The organism is Amycolatopsis thermalba (assembly GCF_023376025.1).
GTDB lineage: Bacteria > Actinomycetota > Actinomycetes > Mycobacteriales > Pseudonocardiaceae > Amycolatopsis_E > Amycolatopsis_E thermalba.
Map to the genome: position 1 here is coordinate 5,341,745 of NZ_CP091196.1, position 16,872 is coordinate 5,358,616.

Below are 16,872 nucleotides of genomic sequence, written 5' to 3' on the forward strand. Positions count from 1 at the left end.
CCTCTCAGAGCGTCACGGGCAGCGCGGGAACCTCGGCCGCGAGTTCGCCGACCAGCACGGACACATCGGGCACGGAGTCGAGGTCGAGCACCAGGTGCTCGATGCGCTCCCACCGGGTGGCCAGGTCGATCGACTCGGCGAGACGCCGCGCCTTCGCCACCACGTCGGCGTCCGGCAGCGGGCGCGTGGGGCCACCGAGCGGACCGTCCACTTCGATCTCGACGGTGTCGCCACCGCGCCGCGTGACCCGCATCCGGGTGCGGAACCGGTCTTCGGCGCGGTCGAAGTCCGGGCAGTGGTGGACCTCGACGCGGCGCAGCAGCGACCACACGTCGTCGGCGGCGATGCGGTCGCAGGTGAACTGCTCGGCCAGGACCTGGCCGTCGAGCAGCGCCACCGACACGGCGTAGCCGATGTTCATCTGCGCGCCGATCGTCTCCAGCAGGGGTTCGGGTTTCCACCAGCCGTGGTGGTAGGCGGCGTGCGACACCTCCACCGAGATCGACTCGACGTCCTCGGCCGTGATCCCGCGCGAGCGGGCCTGAAGCGCGCAGTCGATCGAGGCGTGCGTGGCGGCCATCGCGGCGTAGGCCTTCACCCCGGTGTCCAGCAGGACCCACTCCTGGCCCAGCCCGGCGGTGATCAGCTCGGGGCGCGGGTCGTGCCCCTCGCCGAAGGTGGCCAGGAATCCGCCGTACTCGCGCTCGTACACGCGCTTGATCCCGGTGTAGCCGGCCTCGGCGAGCGCCGCGGCGTACAGGCCGTTACGCGAGGCGAAACCGTGGTGCATGCGCTTGGACATGGCCTCGTACTGCGCGGCCATCAGCCCGGACGACTGGGTCGCGGCCAAGCCGAGCGCGTCTTCCACCCGTGCCGGGTCGAGCCGCCGCAGCCACGCCGACGTCGCGGCGCTCGCGTGGGTGCCGAACACCGAGCCGGAGTGCCAGCCGCGGGAGAGCATTTCGGCGCCGTGCAGCGCCAGCCCGACCCGCGGGCCGACCTCGTAGCCGGCGATCAGCGCGGTGAGCAGCTCCCGCCCGGACACCGGACGGCCCAGCGTCGCGACGGTGCTGACCGCGCTCGGCACGATCAGCGAGTTGCTGTGCAGCGGCGCGCGCACGTGGTAGTCGTCCAGCTCGAAGCCCTGGATGAAGGTGCCGTTGAGCAGGCACGCCGCGGGCGCCGACGTGGTGCGGCTCCACCCCAGCAGCGGGACGTCCCCGGCGCCTTCGAGCGCGAGCACGGCGTCCACGGCCCGCTCCGACCACGGCAGGCGGGCGCCGACCAGCGCGCACACCAGCCCGTCGAGCAGGAGGTGCCGCGCCCGTTCGCGCACCGTGTCCGGGATGTCGTCGTGGCGCAGCTGGGCGATCCAGGTCGCCAGTTTGCCGGTCACGCCGTCGGGGTCGGTCGGGCTCACGCGGTCACCTCGTAACGGTTGCGGATGCGGGATTCCAGCTGTTGCAGGGCCAGTGTCGGCAGGAGCGCGAGGACACCGGTGAGGACGACCTGGCCGATGATGTTCTCCACCCGCGCGAGCGAGAGGTTGCGCAGCAGTTCGTAGCCCAGGCCGGAGGATCCGGAGAACATCTCGGCGAGCAGCAGGCCGATCAGGGTGAGCCCGAAGCACAGCCGCATCCCCGACGCGAGCGAGGGCAGGACGCTGGGCACCACGATCCGCCGCAGCAGTGACCACCGCGACAGGCCGAGCGCGGCCGACATCTTCAGGTGCAGGCGGCTCACCCCCGCGGTCGCCTCCACCATGATCAGGAACATCGGGAGCACGCCCGAGACGAACGCGAACGCTCCCCGGCTCAGGTCCCCGATTCCCAGCAGGAGCAGGAAAACCGGGTACAGCACGATCTTCGGGACGCTGTTGAACGCGTACACCACCGGCAGGACCGCCCGCGACCAGAACGCGCTGAGCCCGAGCACCATCCCGGCGACCGCGCCGGCGGCGACCGCGGCGGCGTAGGACAGCAGCAGCACGCGGGCGGTGTCGCCGACGCTGCCGAGGAACCGCGGATCGCCCAGGTCCGAGCCCAGGCTCCGCAGTGCTTGCCCCGGTCCGGGGTAGACGGCGCTGTCCGCCAGCGCGGCCGTCACGGTCCACACCACCACCAGAACGGCGGCGAGGACCAGCGGCGGGACCCAGGCGGGGCTTCGACGGGTGCTCATCGCCGCCTCCAGTCGAACGCGCTCAGCGCGGCGCCGAGCGAGAGGTTGGCCAGCAGCGCGAAAACGCTGACGAAGACGATGCCGGCGTACATGTCGACGGTGTCGAAGTTGTTGTAGGCGCGGTTGACCACCTGCCCGAGCCCGGTGGTGGCCAGGATGAACTCCGTCGCCAGCACGGCGATGATCGCGTACGCCAGGCCCAGTTTGAGCCCGGCGAGGATGTCCGGCAGCGCCGAGGGCAGCAGGACCTTGCGCAGCTGCTGCGACCGGGTCATCTCCAGGGACCGGGCGAGCTTGGTGACGATCGGCGGTGTCGACTCGAACCCGACCAGCGCGTGCGAGATGACGATGACGACGCTGAACAACGTGGCCAGCAGGACGATGGGCACCACGCCGGTCCCGAACATCACCACCATCACCGGGTAGAGCGCGAACACCGGCAGCGCGTAGAAGACGTTGACGTAGGGCTTGACGGCCCGGTGCACCCAGCGGGAGCGGGCCATGGCGTAGGCCACGGCCACGCCGGCGACCGCCGAGGCGGCGAAGCTCGCGCAGATCAGCAGGACACTGCGCAGCAACGCGTCGACCACGAAGTCGCGCTCGCCCAGCAGCTCGACCGACCGGGCGACCATCTCGCTCACCGGGATCAGGTCCAGCCGCGACACGGCACCCGACCGCGCGTACAGCTCCAGCGCGGCCACGAGCCCGATGACGAGGACGAACGTCCACAGGCCCGACGGCAACCCGGCGACGCGGCGCGGCGTGGGCCGCACGTAGGACGGGACGACCGAGCGCGCCCTCATCGTTCGCTCCGCATCGCCACTTCGGCCTCGTTGCGGATCTGCGCCCAGATGCGCTCCTGCGCCGCGGTCGCGGACGGCTCGGACAGCGCCGCGTGCACCCGCGGCCGGGGCAGGTCGACGACGACCTCGTCGAGGAAGGTGCCCGGGCGGCGGCCCATCACCAGCACCCGGTCCGACAGCAGCACCGCTTCCTGGATGCTGTGGGTGATGAACAGGACGCCGCACCCGATGGTCTCCACGACGCGGAGCAGCTCCTCGGCCATCAGCATGCGGGTCTGCTCGTCGAGCGCGCCGAACGGCTCGTCGGCGAGGATCAGGTCCGGGTCCATCGACATCGCGCGCGCCATGGCGACGCGTTGCCGCATCCCGCCGGACAGCTGCGCCGGGTAGTGGTTCTCGAAGCCGCCCAGTCCGACGACCTCGACGAGTTCCCGGGCGCGTTCCCGCCGAACCTTCCGTCCGACGCCGCGCACTTCGAGCGCGAAGGCGACGTTGTCGACGACCGTGCGCCACGGCAGCGTCGCGGACTCCTGGAACACGATCGCCGTGCGGCGGCGCGGACCGGTGAGCGGGACGCCGTCCACCTCGACGGAGCCGCGCGCCGGGTCCTGCAGCGCGCCGATGATCTCGAGCAGGGTCGATTTGCCGCACCCGCTGGGCCCGACGATCGAGACGAACTCGCCGCGCCCGATGGTCAGGTCGACCGGCCCGAGCGCGTGCACCGGGCCGAAGTGCTGCTCCACACCTTCGACGCGCACGATCGGCGTGGTCGCCGTGGACGCGGTGCCGCGCTGCTCCTGCGTCTGTGTGTTCACTGCGCTGCCCCGCATTCGGCCGGGAGCGTGGTGGGCACGTTCGCGGGCAGGTAGGCCTTCTGGAACAGGTCGCAGAACGGGAGGTCGGTGCGGTTCATGGCGAGGCGCTGGGCCTCGACGGCCTGCTGGATCGCCTCGGCGTCGAACCCGGCGCCCCAGTTGTCGTACTGGACCGCCTTGGTGACGATCGTGGTCGCCGCGGCGACGTCGATGTCGATGTAGTCGGCGTAGAGCTGCGCGGCCTTCTGCGGGTTGGCGCGGATGAACTCGACCGACTCCTGGTAGCCCGCCACCACGGCCTTGACCGTGTCGGGGTTGCGCTCGGCGAACTCGGGCGTCGTGGTGATCACGCTCTGCTGGAACTTCTTCAGGTAGTCCGCGCTGGACACGACCACGCGGAACTTGCCGGTCTTGGCCACGACCGACGGCGGCACGACCGCGACGTCGACCGTGCCGGCCTCCAGCAGCGCGACGCCCTCACCGACCCCACCGGAGGAGGTCCGTTCGATCTCCTGGGTCGCCCCCGCGACCTTGGGGAGGATGTAGGACAGGGCCTGCGTGACCGACTGCGGGTTGGTGTAGGCCCACTTGTGCACGTCGTTGATGGTCCGGACACCGGTGTTGCTGTCGAGGGTGTAGAAGTCGAGGCCGTAGACGCTCTGCGTCGCGCCGGCCACGACGGTCAGCGGGGTGCCGGCCTCGCTGGACTCCAGCACCGAGGTGAACCCGACGTCGGCCATGGGCAGGTCACCGCTGAGCATGTTGCGCACGGTCGTCCCGCCGCCCTTGCCCGGCACGATCTCGCCGATGGTCACCCCGCGCTTGGCGAAGAACCCCTGGTCCTTGCCGACCAGCCAGGGGATCGAGTACGGCTCCGAGGCGTTGCTGACCGCGATGTCGAACGAGGTCACCCCCGCCGCGCCACCACCGCTTCCGCACGCGCTCAGCACCAGTGCGGCCGCGGCCGCGCCGGCGATCAGAGCTGTCCTGCGCTTCATGGTTTTCCTCCTGTGGTCGCGTCTTTGCGATCCAGGAAGCCTCCGGCTTCCAGGCGGTTGATCAGCCCGCCACCTTCGATGAGCTCGACGACGAAGGCGGGCAGGGGTTCGATGGGGTGCTCGGTCCCGCGCGTCTCGTTGCGCAGCAGGCCGGCCACGGCGTCGATCGCGAGGACGTCTCCCTCGTCGATCAGCGTGCGCGCGTCCGGCACGGTGAGCGCCGGGAGCCCGTAGTTGAGGGCGTTGCGGTGGAACAGGGAGTTGTACTGCTCGGCCACCAGGCAGGAGATTCCCAAGTGGACGAACAGCTCGGCGCACGCGCGGCTCGATCCGAGGCCGAAGTTGCGCCCCGCGACCACGATGTCACCCGCCTCGACGAGCTTGGGCCAGCCGGGCCGGGTGGCGTCGAACATGTGCTGCGCCGCTTCTTCGACGGGCAGCTTCATCGCGAACCCCGGGTACATGTCGTCGGTGTTGATCTCGTCGCCGAAGACCCAGGCCCGTCCCCGGACACGCAGCGGTGAGGTCACGCCGCCACCTCCGCCACCTGGTCCGATCCGGCGATGTAGCCGGTCAGCGCCGACGCCGCGACCGTCGCGGGCGAGGCCATGTAGACCCGCGCCTCGGTGCTGCCCATGCGGCCGCGGAAGTTGCGCGTGCTGGAGGTGACGCACACCTCGCCGGGCGCCAGCACGCCCATGTGGTAGCCGAAGCACGCGCCGCAGGTGGAGTTGGTGACCACCGCGCCGGCCTCGACGAGCGTGGCGACGTAGCCGCGTTTGACCGCCTCCAGGTACACCTGCTGCGAGGCCGGGGTGACGATGAGCCGCACACCGGGCGCGACCTTGCGGCCTTCGACGACGCGCGCCGCGACCGCGAGGTCGGCGAGCTGGCCGTTGGCGCAGGACCCGATGAACGCCTGGTCGATGCGGGTCCGGTCGAGACCGGACAACGGCACCGCGTTGTTGATGACGGTGCCCGGCAGCGCGACCATCGGCTCGACGGTGCCGAGGTCGAGGGTGCGCACGACGGCGTAACCGGCGTCCGGGTCGGGGTCGCTGCGGGTGTAGGCCGCGCCGGGAGCCACCTCGGCCAGGAACTCCCCGGTGACGGCGTCGCACGGGAACAGCGTGAAGTCGGCGCCGATCTCCGCGCCCTGGGTCGCGATGGTCCGGCGATCGGACATCGGCACCGACGCCAGGCCGGGGCCGCCGAACTCGAGCGCGTGGTCGGTGGCGTCGCCGTAGCGGCCGGAGATCGTCAGGAAGATGTCCTTGCCGTTGATGTGCGCCGGTTTGGTACCGGTGAGCTCGTACCGGATCGTCGGCGGCACGCGGTACCAGGTCTGGCCGGTGCACAGCATCTGCAGGATCTCCAGCGGCCCGAGTCCGCGCGCGGCCGAGTTCAGCGCGCCGCCGGCGCAGGTGTGGGAGTCGGTGCAGCACACGACGGTGCCCGGCAGCACCAGGCCCTGCTCGGCGATGACCTGGTGGACGATGCCGTGACGGCCGACGTCGTAGAACCGGTCGATGCCGTGCTTGGCGACGAACGCGCGGGCCTTCGCGCCGTGGTCGGCGTCGCGCGGGGTGGGTGCCGGGACGGCGTGGTCGAGGACGACGGCGACCTTGTCCGGGTCGTGGAGGGCGCGGACGTCGGCGAGGCGGTCGTGGGCGAACTGCACGTCGATCACGACGGTCATGTCGACGTCGCAGGTGACGATCTGTCCCGGTTGGACGGTGTCGAGACCCGCGGCGCGGGCCAGGATCCGCTCGATGATGGTGTCAGGCACGGGCAGGCTCTTTCGGTGCGCGCCGGACGGCCCACTCGGTCAGGCCGACGGCCTCGAACAGGGCGCGGGGCCCGGCGACCTGGCCGGCGGGCAGGCCGCCACCGGCGATGTCGGACAGGGCTTGGGTCATGGCGGTGAACGCGGCGCCGACGGTGGCGCCGGGCAGGATGGCGCCGGCGTAGCCGAACCCCTCGAGCTGCTCGCGCGACACCTCGGGCGACTTGCCGCCGGGCACGACGTTGAAGATGACCGGCGCGCCGACCGCGGACGGGATGGCCGCCACCTGGTCGAGGGTCTGCGGCGCCTCGACGAAGAGCACGTCGGCGCCGGCCGCGGCGTAGGCCTTGGCCCGGGCGATCGCGGCGTCGAACCCCTCGACGGCGATCGCGTCGGTGCGCGCGACGATCAGGGTTCCCCGGCGCCGGGCGGCCAGCGCGGCCCGGATCTTGAGGACGAACTCCCCGGCCGGGATGAGTGCCTTGTCGTCGAGGTGGCCGCACCGCTTGGGGAACACCTGGTCCTCGAGCTGCACGGCGGCCGCGCCGGCGTCCTCGTAGGTGCGCACGGTGCGGAAGGTGTTGGTCTCGTCGCCGAACCCGGTGTCGGCGTCGGCGATGACCGGGACGTCCAGCTGCCGGTGGGTGACCGCGATCGCGCGGGCGATCTCGGTGACGGTGGTCAGCCCGATGTCGGGCAGTCCTTCGGCGGCGGACACGGCCGCGCCGGAGACGTAGGCGGCCTCGACACCGGCGCGAGCGGCGACCGCGGCCGACAGCCCGTCGTAGACGCCCGGTGCGACGAGCAGCCGCTCCCGGCTGAGGAGTCCGGACAGGACGGCGGCGTCAGACATCGGCCCGCTCCTCGGCAGGGACGTGCCCCATGCGCGCGGCGATGGCCCGGGCGGTGGCGGCGACGACCGGGCCGACCCGCTCGGCCTCGTCGCGGTCGAGCCGGAACGAGGGACCGCCGATCGCCAGTGCCGCCTCGGGCCTGCCGTCGAACCCCGGCACCGGCGCGGCGACGGAGTTGAGGCCGACCTCGCGCTCGCTCTCGGTGAAGGCCCAGCCGCGCTCGCGCACCTGCGCGAGCTGGCGGTCGAGCTCGTCGCGCGTGACGACGGTCGAATCGGTGTAGCGCTCGAGGCCGGCGGCGAGCGCGGTGGCGAGCGCGCTCTCGTCGAAGGCCATGAAGCACTTGCCCGCCGCGCCGGCGTGCAGCGGCAGCACCTGGCCGACGTAGCCCCGGTAGATCACCGAGTGGCGGGAGGCCGCCGACTCGACGAGCACGCGGGTGGCGTCCTGGCGCACGTAGACGCCGGCGCTCTCCCCCGTGACGTCCCGTAGCTGCTCGACGAACGGCCGCGCGACCCCGAGCAGGCTCGACCCTGAGCGCGCCGGGGCGCTCCAGACCAGCACCCGCAGCCCGACGCGGTAGGAGTCCCCCTCCCGGACCAGGAGCCCCTCCTGCAGCAGGGTGGACACGATCCGCGCGACGGTGGTCGCGGGCAACCCCGTCCGAGCGCGCAGGTCCGCCACGCTCAGACGGGGTTCGGCCTCGGTGAAGCAATCCAGAACGTCGCACGCGCGCCCCAGCACGCGCACCCCGGGCTCAGCCATCCATCCTCCAACACACCGTTCTGCGGTTTCAGAAACCGTATAGCGGTTTTGGACGATAGGCGGGTGAACTGGGTCACGTCAAGCGTCAGGCCGCGGGCGGCAGCAGATCCGCGCCCGCGGCGAGCAGCTTCTCGACCTCGGCCTGGCCGTCTTCGGTGAGCGGGACCAGCGGCGGGCGCACGAAGCCGGACCCGATGAGGCCCCGCTGCTGGAGCGCCCATTTCAACGGCGCCGGGTTGGTCTCGACGAACAGCAGGTCGGCCAGCGGGTGCAGGCGGTAGTGCAGGTCGCGGGCCGTCGCGAGATCGCCGGTCTCCCACGCTTCGTACATCCGCGCCACTGCGGCCGGCGCGAGGTTGGCGACCGCGCTGATGAACCCGACACCACCGAGCGCCAGCAGCGGCAGGCACAGCAGTTCGATGCCCGACCAGACCAGCAGGTCCGGCCCGCAGGCGTGCAACACGCGGGAGAAGTGGGAGAAGTCCCTGGTCGTCTCCTTGATCCCGACGAGGTTGTCGAAGTCGCGGTACAGCCGGGCGACCGTGCCGGGCGCGATGTCCACCGCGGCGCGGGAGGGCACGTTGTAGATCACCAGCGGCAGGTCGGGAAACTCCCGCGCGACCGTCGCGTACCAGTCGTAGAGCCCCTGCTGCGTGGGTTGCGCGTAGTAGGGCGTGATGACGAGCGCGGCGTCGGCGCCGGCGTCACGGGCGATCGCGGTCAGTTCGAGGGTTTCGTCGAGCTTGGCGCTGCCGGTTCCGGGCAGGAACGGCACCCGGTCGTCGACGGCGGCCGCGACCGTGCGGATCGCCTCGGCCCGCTCGGCGAGCGTCTGCGCGCCGGGTTCCCCGGTCGAGCCGCCGAAGGAAATCGCGTGCGATCCGTTGGTCAGCTGGAACTCGACCAGACCACGCAGGCTGTCGTGGTCGACACCGCAGTCGGGGTGGAACGGGGTGACCAGCGGGGCGATCGAGCCACGCAGGCGGGCGGGGTCGGTGCGGAACTTCACTGTGCTCCTCCTTCACTGTGGGGTAAGGCGGTCAGCCACTCCTGGTAGCGGCCGCGCCAGGCGTCGCCGAGCGGGTAGAGACCCTCGATCGCCGCACCCGCGGCGACCTGCTCGGCGATGAACCGCTCCTGGCGTTCCTGTTCGATGGCGGCGGTGAGCACCTCACGCACCAGCGACGGCGGGATGACCAGCACCCCGTCGTCGTCGCCGGTGATCCAGTCGCCGGGCAGCACCGCCGCGCCACCGCAGGCGACCGGCACGTCGACATCCCACGGAACGTGCCGCCGCCCGAGCACGGCGGGATGCGCCCCGCGGTGGAAGACCGGGATGCCGAGTTCGGCGACGACGGCCGCGTCCCGCAGTCCCCCGTCGGTGACGACGGCCGCCGTCCCGAGGACCTCGGCGCGCAGGGCGAGGATGTCGCCGATCGTGCCGCTGCCGCGCTCACCCCGCGCTTCCATCACGAGGACCTCGCCGGGGCCCAGGGATTCCACGGCCCGTTTCTGGGCGTTGAACCCGCCGCCGCGTTCGGCGAACAGGTCCTCGCGGTGGGGCAGGTAGCGCAGGGTGCGGGCGCGCCCGGCGAAGCGCGACCCCGGCCGGGCCGGTCGTACGCCCTCGATGGTGACGTCGTTGAACCCGCGCTGCCGCAGCTGTGCCGACAGCGTCGCCACCGCCACCGTGGTCAGTCCAGCAGTTGGACTCGGTGCGGTGGCTCGGTGTGCAGCCTGGCTGGTAGCGGCCGCTGTAGCTCCACGCCGCTGAGTCGCTGGAGGCCAGCGTGTCGGCGTAGCGGGCCAGGCCGGTGGCTTTGACGCCGAAGCCGTGCAGTCGCAGGCCCCGCGTGTGCAGCGAGCGCATGATGCGCTCGACGTGGGCGCTGTGCTGGCGCCGGCACACACTGCCGACGCCGACCAACGGCAGCCTCGACAACGCGACGCCGTGCCGCTCGTAGAGGTCGGCGCACCAGTGGTAGTCGGCGGCGGAGTCGCCCTGCAAGACCGGGACGAACGGCAGGTCCGGGGCGATGTCGCGGAGCTGGAGATAGTTGCGCACGGTGCGGCGCTGGTGCGTGCGCAGGCTGGCGCCGGTGCGGGCCCGGACGTGCGCCTCGACCATCCAGTCCTGGGGCGCCGCCCAGGCCAAGTGACCGATCTCCTCCGCGTAGCGGCGCACCGCGGCGGCGTAGGTGCGGGCGTCGGTGCGCCACCGGCCGTGCAGCGACAGTTCGGTGAAGCCGCCGGAGTCCAGTGCCCCCTCCCCTATCGCATGCGGCAGGGTGCGCCGGGGTGCCAGCCGCCGGTGCGAGACCAGCGGCGGGATCCCCAGGTCGCGTGCCAGCCACATATGCTGATGGGTGCCCAGATAGAACTTCACGGCAGCACCCCGCCTCGTCGTCGCGCCGTCAGCGCGGCCGCCGCCGCGAGGGCCATGACAGTGGCAACTGCCTTGCCCGCAAGGTGCCCGGGCAGCAACGCAAGCGACCCGAACGCCCACGGCACGAACACCGCGCTGTCGAGCACCAGCCCACCGAGATTGGACACCGCGATCGCCGCCGACCGGCTGCGGCGCCGGAACCGGGTGTAGAGCCACCAGTCGACGAGTTCCGCGACCAGGAACGCCGTGGTACTGGCCAGCACCAGCCGGGGCGGCGCCACCATCAGCGACGCCGCCATGCCTCCGCCGATCGCGGCCGCCACGGCCGCCGAACCGAGCGTGTCCTGCACGATGTCGCGGGCCGTGAGCAGGACGCCGGCCAGGACCACACCGGCCGGGATCACGAGCGATCCCAGGACGACCGCGACGTGGCTACTGCCCCAGTTCGCCGCGGCGATCCCCGCCAGAAAGGTCCCCATCGCGGCCCAGCCCGCGGCGCGCCCGACTGCCCGCGGCGTTGGCCCGTTGCCAGTCCCCTGGGACGACGAGCACGGGTGCGCAGCGGGCGCCGCGGTCTCAGGTCCCGGCATGACCTGTCTCCGGTGCCGTGATGTCGGAGGGGGCGAGGTGCTTGCGGAGCACGATCACGTCTTCGTGCGCGATGAGGTGCAGCGGCAGTCCCTGCTCGCGTTGTTTGCGGATGAAGTCGCGCTGGAAGAAGCTGCCCCGGGCGACGAGGCCGTCCTCAACCACGCGCGCCAGCAGCGCCACGCACCGCTCGACCGGCACCAGACCCGCCGCGACGCCGCAGGCGATGATCTGCGCGGGCAGGTCGATCAGTTCGGAGTGCTCCCGCCACGGGCGGACCGTGAGCGCGACGTGCCCGCCGGGACGCAGCACAGCCGCACAGCCGGTGAGGATGCGAGTGAACCCGGCCAGCAGGCGGTGGTGGCCGACGTTGGCGAGGTTGCCGCGGTCGAGCGCGTTGCCGTAGCGGTGGTGGTACTTGTGCACCTTGCCGTCGCCATTGGGGTCGCCGGCCGTGACGACCTGCCCGTGCGTGGACGGCCCGTACGGCGGCGAGGTCACCACGAGCGCGACCTGCCCGTGGTGCCGGGCCGGCAGGAGGTGCGGCAGCTGCCGGGCGTCGCCGTGCACGACCTCGGCGTCGTGGTCGTGGCCGCGTGCGCGCGCCAGGTCGAGGTTGGCGCGGGCGACGGCGACCCAGTGCGGCTCGTACTCCACGCCGACCGCGCGCCGTCCGGCGTCGAGTGCCTCCACGAGGGTCGTTCCGGCCCCGGCCATGGGGTCGAACACCAGGTCGCCGGGGCGTGTGTAGTGGCGGATCGCGTGGGCCGCGACGGCGGGCAGCATCTTCGCCGGGTGTGCGGTCGTGTCGGGCACGTAGCGGCCCTTGCGTTGCGCGGCCGGGGAGGTCTGCGCGGTCACCCACACCGACAGCGGCAGCTCGCCCGGGTCGGTCTCGGCGGCGTGGTCGGTGGCGGTGTCGATGGCGTCGATGAGCGCGCGCGGGATCGGCACGGTCGGCTCATCGGGGTGCGCTGCGGAGGTGTTCATGCGCGGTCTCCTGCGGGCTCGCTGGGCTGGGCAAAGACGAGGACGTCGCCGTGTGCGCGCAGGTGCGGCGCAGGCAGACCGCGGGCGGTCGCGCGGTGGCGCGCGACCTCGTACTCGGCGGCGGCGGGTGTCGGTGCGGCGCGGAGCTGCCCGTCGCGCACCGGGGTGTGCAGCGTGACGATGTGCTGCAGGTAGAGCAGGTCGGCGTTCTGCGCGGCGGCGATGACGGCGCCGGTGGGGTCGGACAGGTACCCCTGGTTCCAGTCGCTGTGGGTGTAGACGGCGAGGACGCCACCGAAGCGCAACCGGGCGGCGGCCATCAGAGCCAGCCGGTCCAGCGACACCACCGCGGCGGCATCTGCGGGTAGTGAGACGAGGATCAGCTCGACCCGCTCCCCCGGCGCCACCGCGGTCGGGTTGGAGGCGTTCGGCGCGGCCGCGGTATGCGTTGCGCCGCCGGTGACGAGGTCGGCCCAGAACGGCCGGGACTGCCCGTCGGTGCTGTTCGGTTCCAAGCCGGCGAGCGCACCCACTTCGCGGTCGAGCGCGCGCACTGCTTCCATCGCGGCCTCGTCCGCGTCTGGGCCGAGCAGGACACGGGCACGGGGTGCGCTGAACGAGGTCGTCAGCGCTTCCACGATCGGCACCGGCCACGGTTGGTGGCTGTCGATCGGGTCGGGGCCGCACGTCCACACGGTGGCCGGGATCGGCGATGCGGTGGTGCGTCTTGTCGTGGTGCGTGTACCCGGGTGCGAGGTGGCGTGCGGTCGGGGTGCGCGGGCTCCGGGGTAGGGCGGGCGGTCGCCTCCGCGCCGGGTGCGCGGTGGACGGGTCGAGTCACCGCGGCGGCCAGGGCGGCCGTCCGGGGACTGCGATCGCTGGGTCATACGAGGGCCTTCCGGGATCGAGAACGCCGGGCCACGCGGCTGAGCCTGTGGCGCTGTCATCCCCTAACTCCGCACCGAAAATCCATTCGGGACACCGGCCATTTCCGCGGCAGCCGAGCATCCAGAAGGCGCAGGTCCAGGGCCGGAAATGACGACGCTGAGGCGCCTTTGAGGCGCTTTTGTCACGCCCGTGAAGCGGGCGTGCGGCGGTTGTGAGGCTCCCCGGATGACTCCATGGCGATCCGCCAGTTTCCCCCGCCTTCTGGGAGGTGGTCATGGATCTGTCTCTGTTCGAGAACGAGCCGAAGAACCCGGTCTTCTTCGTGCGGCGCAAGCCGGTCGCGGCCGAGAACGCGAACGTGTTCGACCTAGCGTGGCGCAGCTTCGAGTGGCTGGTGACCGGACCCGACCCGGTCGCCGTCGACGGCCGCGACATCGACGGCCTGCCGGGGCGGCTGCTGCCGTTGGACGAGCTGGGTACCGCGCTCCTCGCGCGCAGTTGTGCGCAGACCACGCGCGATGCGACGTGGCGGTATCTGGTGACACGTTCCCGCGCGGAGGGCGGCACCTGGACGGTGGCGTGCACGGGTCTGGCGTTGCCGGTGCTGTTGCCGGTCGCGCGCAGCTTGACGCGCGAGTTCGCCGGTGACCGGGACGACGTGTACTCGGCGATCCTGACCGGCTTCCTCGACGGTCTGCGCGAGGTAGATCTGGACCGGCCGGCGATCCTCGTGCGACTGCGGTGGACGGCCTACCGGGCCGGCTCGCGGACGGTGCGGGAGGCGTTGGACAGCCCCCGGCCGCGCGAGGATCTCGGCTTCCGTTCCGCACCGCCGGTACGGGCGGGAAGTCACCCGGATCTCGTCCTGGCCGCGGCGGTCGAGGCGGGCGCGATCAGCGCCGAGGAGGCGAGCCTCGTCTCCGCGACGCGTCTCGGGGAGCTGTCGCTGGCCGAAGCGGCGCAGGCCCGAGGGCAGACCTACGAAGCCGCCAAACGTGCCCGCCTGCGCGCCGAGGCGCGGCTGCTCACCCACCTCGCCGCCGACGACAACGAAAGCCGTGCGCACCGAGCCCGTCGGCGAGGAGCGCACCGTCGGGTGTCCCGGACGGACTCGAAATCCGGAGTTAGCCGGCGCGGGACTCACGCGCCCGCCGATCGTGCTCACCCTCCACGCCGGACCGCCACCCGGTCGGACGTGCCGACGACTCGGAAGGTCCGATGATGCGTCTGCGCCAGCTTCGCCCCCCACGCACCCGACGCCGTCGCGCACTTGTGGCGGGGTGGCTCGTCGGCGCCGTGCTGCTGTTGACCGCGTCGGCCGCGCAGGCGGAGGCGGTGCACGTCGTCGCGCTCGCACAGACCGTCGACGAGGTGCTCAACAACATCCGCAACTGGATCATGGGGATCCTTGCGGGGGTCGCGATCGTGTTCCTCACGATCGGTGGTCTGCGCTACCTGATGGCCTCCGGTGATCCCGGTGAGGTGGAGAAGGCCAAGGGCGCGTTCAAGGCCGCCGGCATCGGCTTCGGGCTGGCCGCGCTGGCCCCGCTGGTGGTCGAGATCCTCAAGGGCATCGTGGGCGGGGTGTGAGCCATGACCACCCCAACAACCCGGCCACCGGAACCGCTTGGGCGCGGTTGGGGTCGGCTGCTGCCGCGGCGTGCGGGGCGCGCGCTCGCGGTGCTGGTGCCACTGCTGGCGGCGGTGGCCGGACTCGCGTTCGCCGCGGCCGCCGCGCCCAGCCCGCCACCGAGTGCCTCCGTGACCGCGATGGTTCCGGCGCAACCGCCGCCGCTGCCCCTGCCACCCTCCGACCCGTCGTGCACACCGGGCTCAATCGACCCCGCGTGCCGGCTGCCGACCGGCACTCCGCCGCCGCCGTCGGGAGTGCCGAGTTCGCCGTTGGTGCCGGGCCCGTCCGTGCCGCCGGTGTCGTGCTTTCCCGGCGCGTTGATGCCCGAGTGCACCGGCACGCCCGCACCCACCACTCCTCCGTCGTGTGAGGGGCCGAACTGCATTCCCCAGCCGACCCCGCTCGAACCCAGCGGCCCGGGCCAGACTCCGGTGCCCGGGCAGGACGGGGAGGGCGAGGACGAGTGCGGCATCACTGATCCGGTCGCCTGTGTCACCGAAGCGATCGACGCCTTCTTCCGCACGGTGGTGACCGACGCGCTCAACCCGCTGCTCGAGCTTCTCGGGAAGACGTTGCTGACCACACCGGAGCCGTCCTCGCTGCCAAGTGTGGGGCAGTTGTGGACGGAGTCGTGGCGGATTCTGCTCGCCGTCTACGTCATCATCGTGGTCGTCGCGGGGATCGTCGTGATGGGCTACGAGACCCTGCAGACCCGATACACCATCAAGGAGATCGCACCCCGGGTCGCGATCGGGTTCCTCGCCGGAACCCTGTCACTGTTCATCGCGACCAAGGCGATCCAGATCGCCAACGCGCTCGCCCAGGCCGTCATGGGCGAGGGCGTGAACCCGCAGACCGCGGGCAAGGCGTTGACCGACATAGTGCTCGGCGCGCTCAACGGCGGCGGGCTGTGGCTGATCTTCATCGGGCTCGCGCTCGCGGTGATGGTCGTGGTCCTGCTGCTCACCTTCATCGTGCGGGTGATGCTGACGGTGCTGCTGATCGCGGCTGCCCCGATCGCGCTGATGTGGCACGCGCTGCCGCACACCGAGGACATCGCGCAGGCGTGGTGGAAGGCCTTCGGCGGGGTGCTGGCCATCCAGGTCGGGCAGTCGCTGGCAATGGTCGTGGCGTTGCGGGTGTTCTTCGCCCCGGGCGGGTTCACGGTGTTCGGGCCGACGCTGTCGGGGTTGGTGAACCTGCTGCTGTGCCTGGCGCTGATGTGGGTGCTGATCAAGATCCCGTTCTGGTGCCTGGCCCCGCTGCGCACGGGGCGCCGCTCGCTGCTCGGCTCGCTCGCCCGCGGCGTCATCGCCTACAAGACGATGGGCCTGCTCGGCGGCGCCGGCACCGCCCTCGGCCGGAAGGGAAGCAAGCGGCCGAGTGGTGGTGGGGGCGCTGCGGCGGATCCTCCGGCGACCCGGTCGGGCCAGTTCATGCTGCCGCTGCGGCTGCGTCGCACCCGCTCCCCCGCGCCACGCTCGCCCCGGCTGAGCGAGGTGCCGACCACCGCGGGCGGTGGGGAGCGCAGGCCGGGTCGCGGGCAGCTGTCGCTGTTCACCGCGAGCGGGTCCGGTGACGAGCGGACGGTGTCGCCCAATCCGCGGGCGCTGCCCCCGGACGTACTGCCGCATGCGCTGCCGCCCGATCAGCTCGGGTTGCCGATCACCACGCGGTACGACCCGGACCGGGTCGGGCGCCGCACGCTCGCCGATAACCCCACTCACCCTCGTTCGCCGGTGCCGCAGCCCGGGCTGCTGACACCGGATGGGCGGATCAACCGCCGCGCGCGGCCGCCCGCGCGGCTGCCCCGTGCGCTGGTCGCGCCCAGCGCGGGGATGCTCCCGATCCACCTGCGCCCCGCATCACCGCGACCCGCTCGCCGCACCCTCGCCGACGAACCCGCGACACAGCCGCCGCGGCAGACCGGGCCCGGCCTGCTCACCCCGTCCGGGCAGATCAACCCGGCCGCCCGCGCCCCGCGCCGCCCTCAGCGCGACGCCTACACCGGCAACCGGCCACTCGCCTCGGGCCAGTACCCGCTCCCCCTCGCCGTGCGCCGCCAACCCAAACCCACCCCGCCGCCGAGCGACAGCCCGCCCCCGGCGCGGAAGCCGCGGCCGGGCACGCAGCTGCCGCTGCCGTTGGACCTGCCCCGCCGCCGGGGCCCCAGGAAGAGGAAGTGAGG

At 72.3% G+C, this 16,872-nt stretch carries 17 protein-coding genes and 1 pseudogene; 3 read left to right on the plus strand and 15 right to left on the minus strand.

All coding sequences use genetic code 11. From position 1 onward, the window contains the following. Nucleotides 1-4: 4 nt before the first annotated feature. The 15 genes and pseudogenes from L1857_RS25930 to L1857_RS25995 all read right to left on the minus strand — a co-directional run bounded on the left by L1857_RS25930 (nt 5) and on the right by L1857_RS25995 (nt 12,810). Entirely contained in the window at nt 5-1,420 is a 1,416-nt protein-coding gene (locus tag L1857_RS25930) for an MmgE/PrpD family protein (RefSeq protein WP_116111198.1), read from the minus strand. After that, nucleotides 1,417-2,178, minus strand: a complete 762-nt coding sequence (locus L1857_RS25935) for an ABC transporter permease (protein ID WP_116111199.1) — start codon at nt 2,176-2,178, stop codon at nt 1,417-1,419. The genes L1857_RS25930 and L1857_RS25935 overlap by 4 nt, the downstream gene beginning before the upstream one ends. Next, complete coding sequence (locus L1857_RS25940) at nt 2,175-2,981, minus strand: ABC transporter permease (RefSeq protein WP_116111200.1); 807 nt, start codon at nt 2,979-2,981, stop codon at nt 2,175-2,177. The genes L1857_RS25935 and L1857_RS25940 overlap by 4 nt, the downstream gene beginning before the upstream one ends. Further along, nucleotides 2,978-3,796 (minus strand): ABC transporter ATP-binding protein, encoded by an 819-nt coding sequence (locus tag L1857_RS25945; protein WP_116111220.1) that lies wholly within the window; start codon nt 3,794-3,796, stop codon nt 2,978-2,980. Before L1857_RS25945 ends, L1857_RS25940 begins: the two co-directional genes overlap by 4 nt. After that, nucleotides 3,793-4,794: an ABC transporter substrate-binding protein gene (locus tag L1857_RS25950; protein WP_116111201.1), complete on the minus strand. Its 1,002-nt coding sequence runs from the start codon at nt 4,792-4,794 to the stop codon at nt 3,793-3,795. Before L1857_RS25950 ends, L1857_RS25945 begins: the two co-directional genes overlap by 4 nt. Next, a complete protein-coding gene (locus tag L1857_RS25955) occupies nt 4,791-5,324 on the minus strand; it encodes a LeuD/DmdB family oxidoreductase small subunit (protein ID WP_116111202.1) in 534 nt (177 codons plus the stop codon). Before L1857_RS25955 ends, L1857_RS25950 begins: the two co-directional genes overlap by 4 nt. Beyond that, the gene (locus L1857_RS25960) at nt 5,321-6,583 is read right to left on the minus strand and encodes a 3-isopropylmalate dehydratase large subunit (RefSeq protein ID WP_116111203.1); all 1,263 of its coding nucleotides are present in this window, start codon (nt 6,581-6,583) and stop codon (nt 5,321-5,323) included. Before L1857_RS25960 ends, L1857_RS25955 begins: the two co-directional genes overlap by 4 nt. Continuing rightward, nucleotides 6,576-7,433 carry an isocitrate lyase/PEP mutase family protein gene (locus L1857_RS25965; protein ID WP_249466518.1) on the minus strand — a complete coding sequence of 286 codons (858 nt, stop codon included), beginning with the start codon at nt 7,431-7,433 and terminating at the stop codon, nt 6,576-6,578. Before L1857_RS25965 ends, L1857_RS25960 begins: the two co-directional genes overlap by 8 nt. Next, entirely contained in the window at nt 7,426-8,199 is a 774-nt protein-coding gene (locus tag L1857_RS25970; protein WP_249466520.1) for an IclR family transcriptional regulator, read from the minus strand. Before L1857_RS25970 ends, L1857_RS25965 begins: the two co-directional genes overlap by 8 nt. 85 nt (nt 8,200-8,284) lie before the next feature. After that, nucleotides 8,285-9,208 (minus strand): 4-hydroxy-tetrahydrodipicolinate synthase, encoded by a 924-nt coding sequence (dapA, locus tag L1857_RS25975; protein WP_249466523.1) that lies wholly within the window; start codon nt 9,206-9,208, stop codon nt 8,285-8,287. Further along, a complete protein-coding gene (locus L1857_RS25980) occupies nt 9,205-9,888 on the minus strand; it encodes an RraA family protein (RefSeq protein ID WP_346009487.1) in 684 nt (227 codons plus the stop codon). Before L1857_RS25980 ends, dapA begins: the two co-directional genes overlap by 4 nt. Before the next feature lie 73 nt (nt 9,889-9,961). After that, nucleotides 9,962-10,555, minus strand: a pseudogene (locus L1857_RS35795) (deazapurine DNA modification protein DpdA family protein); the annotation flags it as partial. Between the two features lie 26 nt (nt 10,556-10,581). Then, nucleotides 10,582-11,064 (minus strand): VUT family protein, encoded by a 483-nt coding sequence (locus L1857_RS25985; protein ID WP_162831099.1) that lies wholly within the window; start codon nt 11,062-11,064, stop codon nt 10,582-10,584. A gap of 97 nt (nt 11,065-11,161) precedes the next feature. After that, nucleotides 11,162-12,163: a TRM11 family SAM-dependent methyltransferase gene (locus tag L1857_RS25990; protein WP_249466526.1), complete on the minus strand. Its 1,002-nt coding sequence runs from the start codon at nt 12,161-12,163 to the stop codon at nt 11,162-11,164. Further along, nucleotides 12,160-12,810 carry a hypothetical protein gene (locus L1857_RS25995; protein WP_240323237.1) on the minus strand — a complete coding sequence of 217 codons (651 nt, stop codon included), beginning with the start codon at nt 12,808-12,810 and terminating at the stop codon, nt 12,160-12,162. Before L1857_RS25995 ends, L1857_RS25990 begins: the two co-directional genes overlap by 4 nt. A 515-nt stretch (nt 12,811-13,325) precedes the next feature. On the opposite strand from L1857_RS25995, the gene L1857_RS26000 reads away from it, so the two are divergent. From L1857_RS26000 to L1857_RS26010, 3 genes are all read left to right on the plus strand, one after another. Then, nucleotides 13,326-14,273, plus strand: coding sequence for a sigma-70 family RNA polymerase sigma factor (locus L1857_RS26000; RefSeq protein WP_116111209.1), 948 nt, complete (start codon nt 13,326-13,328; stop codon nt 14,271-14,273). Next, entirely contained in the window at nt 14,273-14,641 is a 369-nt protein-coding gene (locus L1857_RS26005) for an Mbov_0395 family pilin-like conjugal transfer protein (RefSeq protein WP_116111210.1), read from the plus strand. The genes L1857_RS26000 and L1857_RS26005 overlap by 1 nt, the downstream gene beginning before the upstream one ends. Before the next feature lie 474 nt (nt 14,642-15,115). Beyond that, nucleotides 15,116-16,870, plus strand: a complete 1,755-nt coding sequence (locus tag L1857_RS26010; protein WP_240323238.1) for a TrbL/VirB6 family protein — start codon at nt 15,116-15,118, stop codon at nt 16,868-16,870. The last annotated feature ends 2 nt before the right edge of the window (nt 16,871-16,872 follow it).

Bases quoted from the DNA above. Each gene is read 5' to 3' on its own strand.
- L1857_RS25935 (WP_116111199.1), bottom strand. From the start codon at position 2,178: ATGAGCACCCGTCGAAGCCCCGCCTGGGTCCCGCCGCTGGTCCTCGCC.
- L1857_RS25940 (WP_116111200.1), bottom strand. From the start codon at position 2,981: ATGAGGGCGCGCTCGGTCGTCCCGTCCTACGTGCGGCCCACGCCGCGC.
- L1857_RS25950 (WP_116111201.1), bottom strand. From the start codon at position 4,794: ATGAAGCGCAGGACAGCTCTGATCGCCGGCGCGGCCGCGGCCGCACTG.
- L1857_RS25965 (WP_249466518.1), bottom strand. From the start codon at position 7,433: ATGTCTGACGCCGCCGTCCTGTCCGGACTCCTCAGCCGGGAGCGGCTG.
- L1857_RS25970 (WP_249466520.1), bottom strand. From the start codon at position 8,199: ATGGCTGAGCCCGGGGTGCGCGTGCTGGGGCGCGCGTGCGACGTTCTG.
- L1857_RS25985 (WP_162831099.1), bottom strand. From the start codon at position 11,064: ATGGGGACCTTTCTGGCGGGGATCGCCGCGGCGAACTGGGGCAGTAGC.
- L1857_RS25990 (WP_249466526.1), bottom strand. From the start codon at position 12,163: ATGAACACCTCCGCAGCGCACCCCGATGAGCCGACCGTGCCGATCCCG.
- L1857_RS26000 (WP_116111209.1), top strand. From the start codon at position 13,326: ATGGATCTGTCTCTGTTCGAGAACGAGCCGAAGAACCCGGTCTTCTTC.
- L1857_RS26005 (WP_116111210.1), top strand. From the start codon at position 14,273: ATGCGTCTGCGCCAGCTTCGCCCCCCACGCACCCGACGCCGTCGCGCA.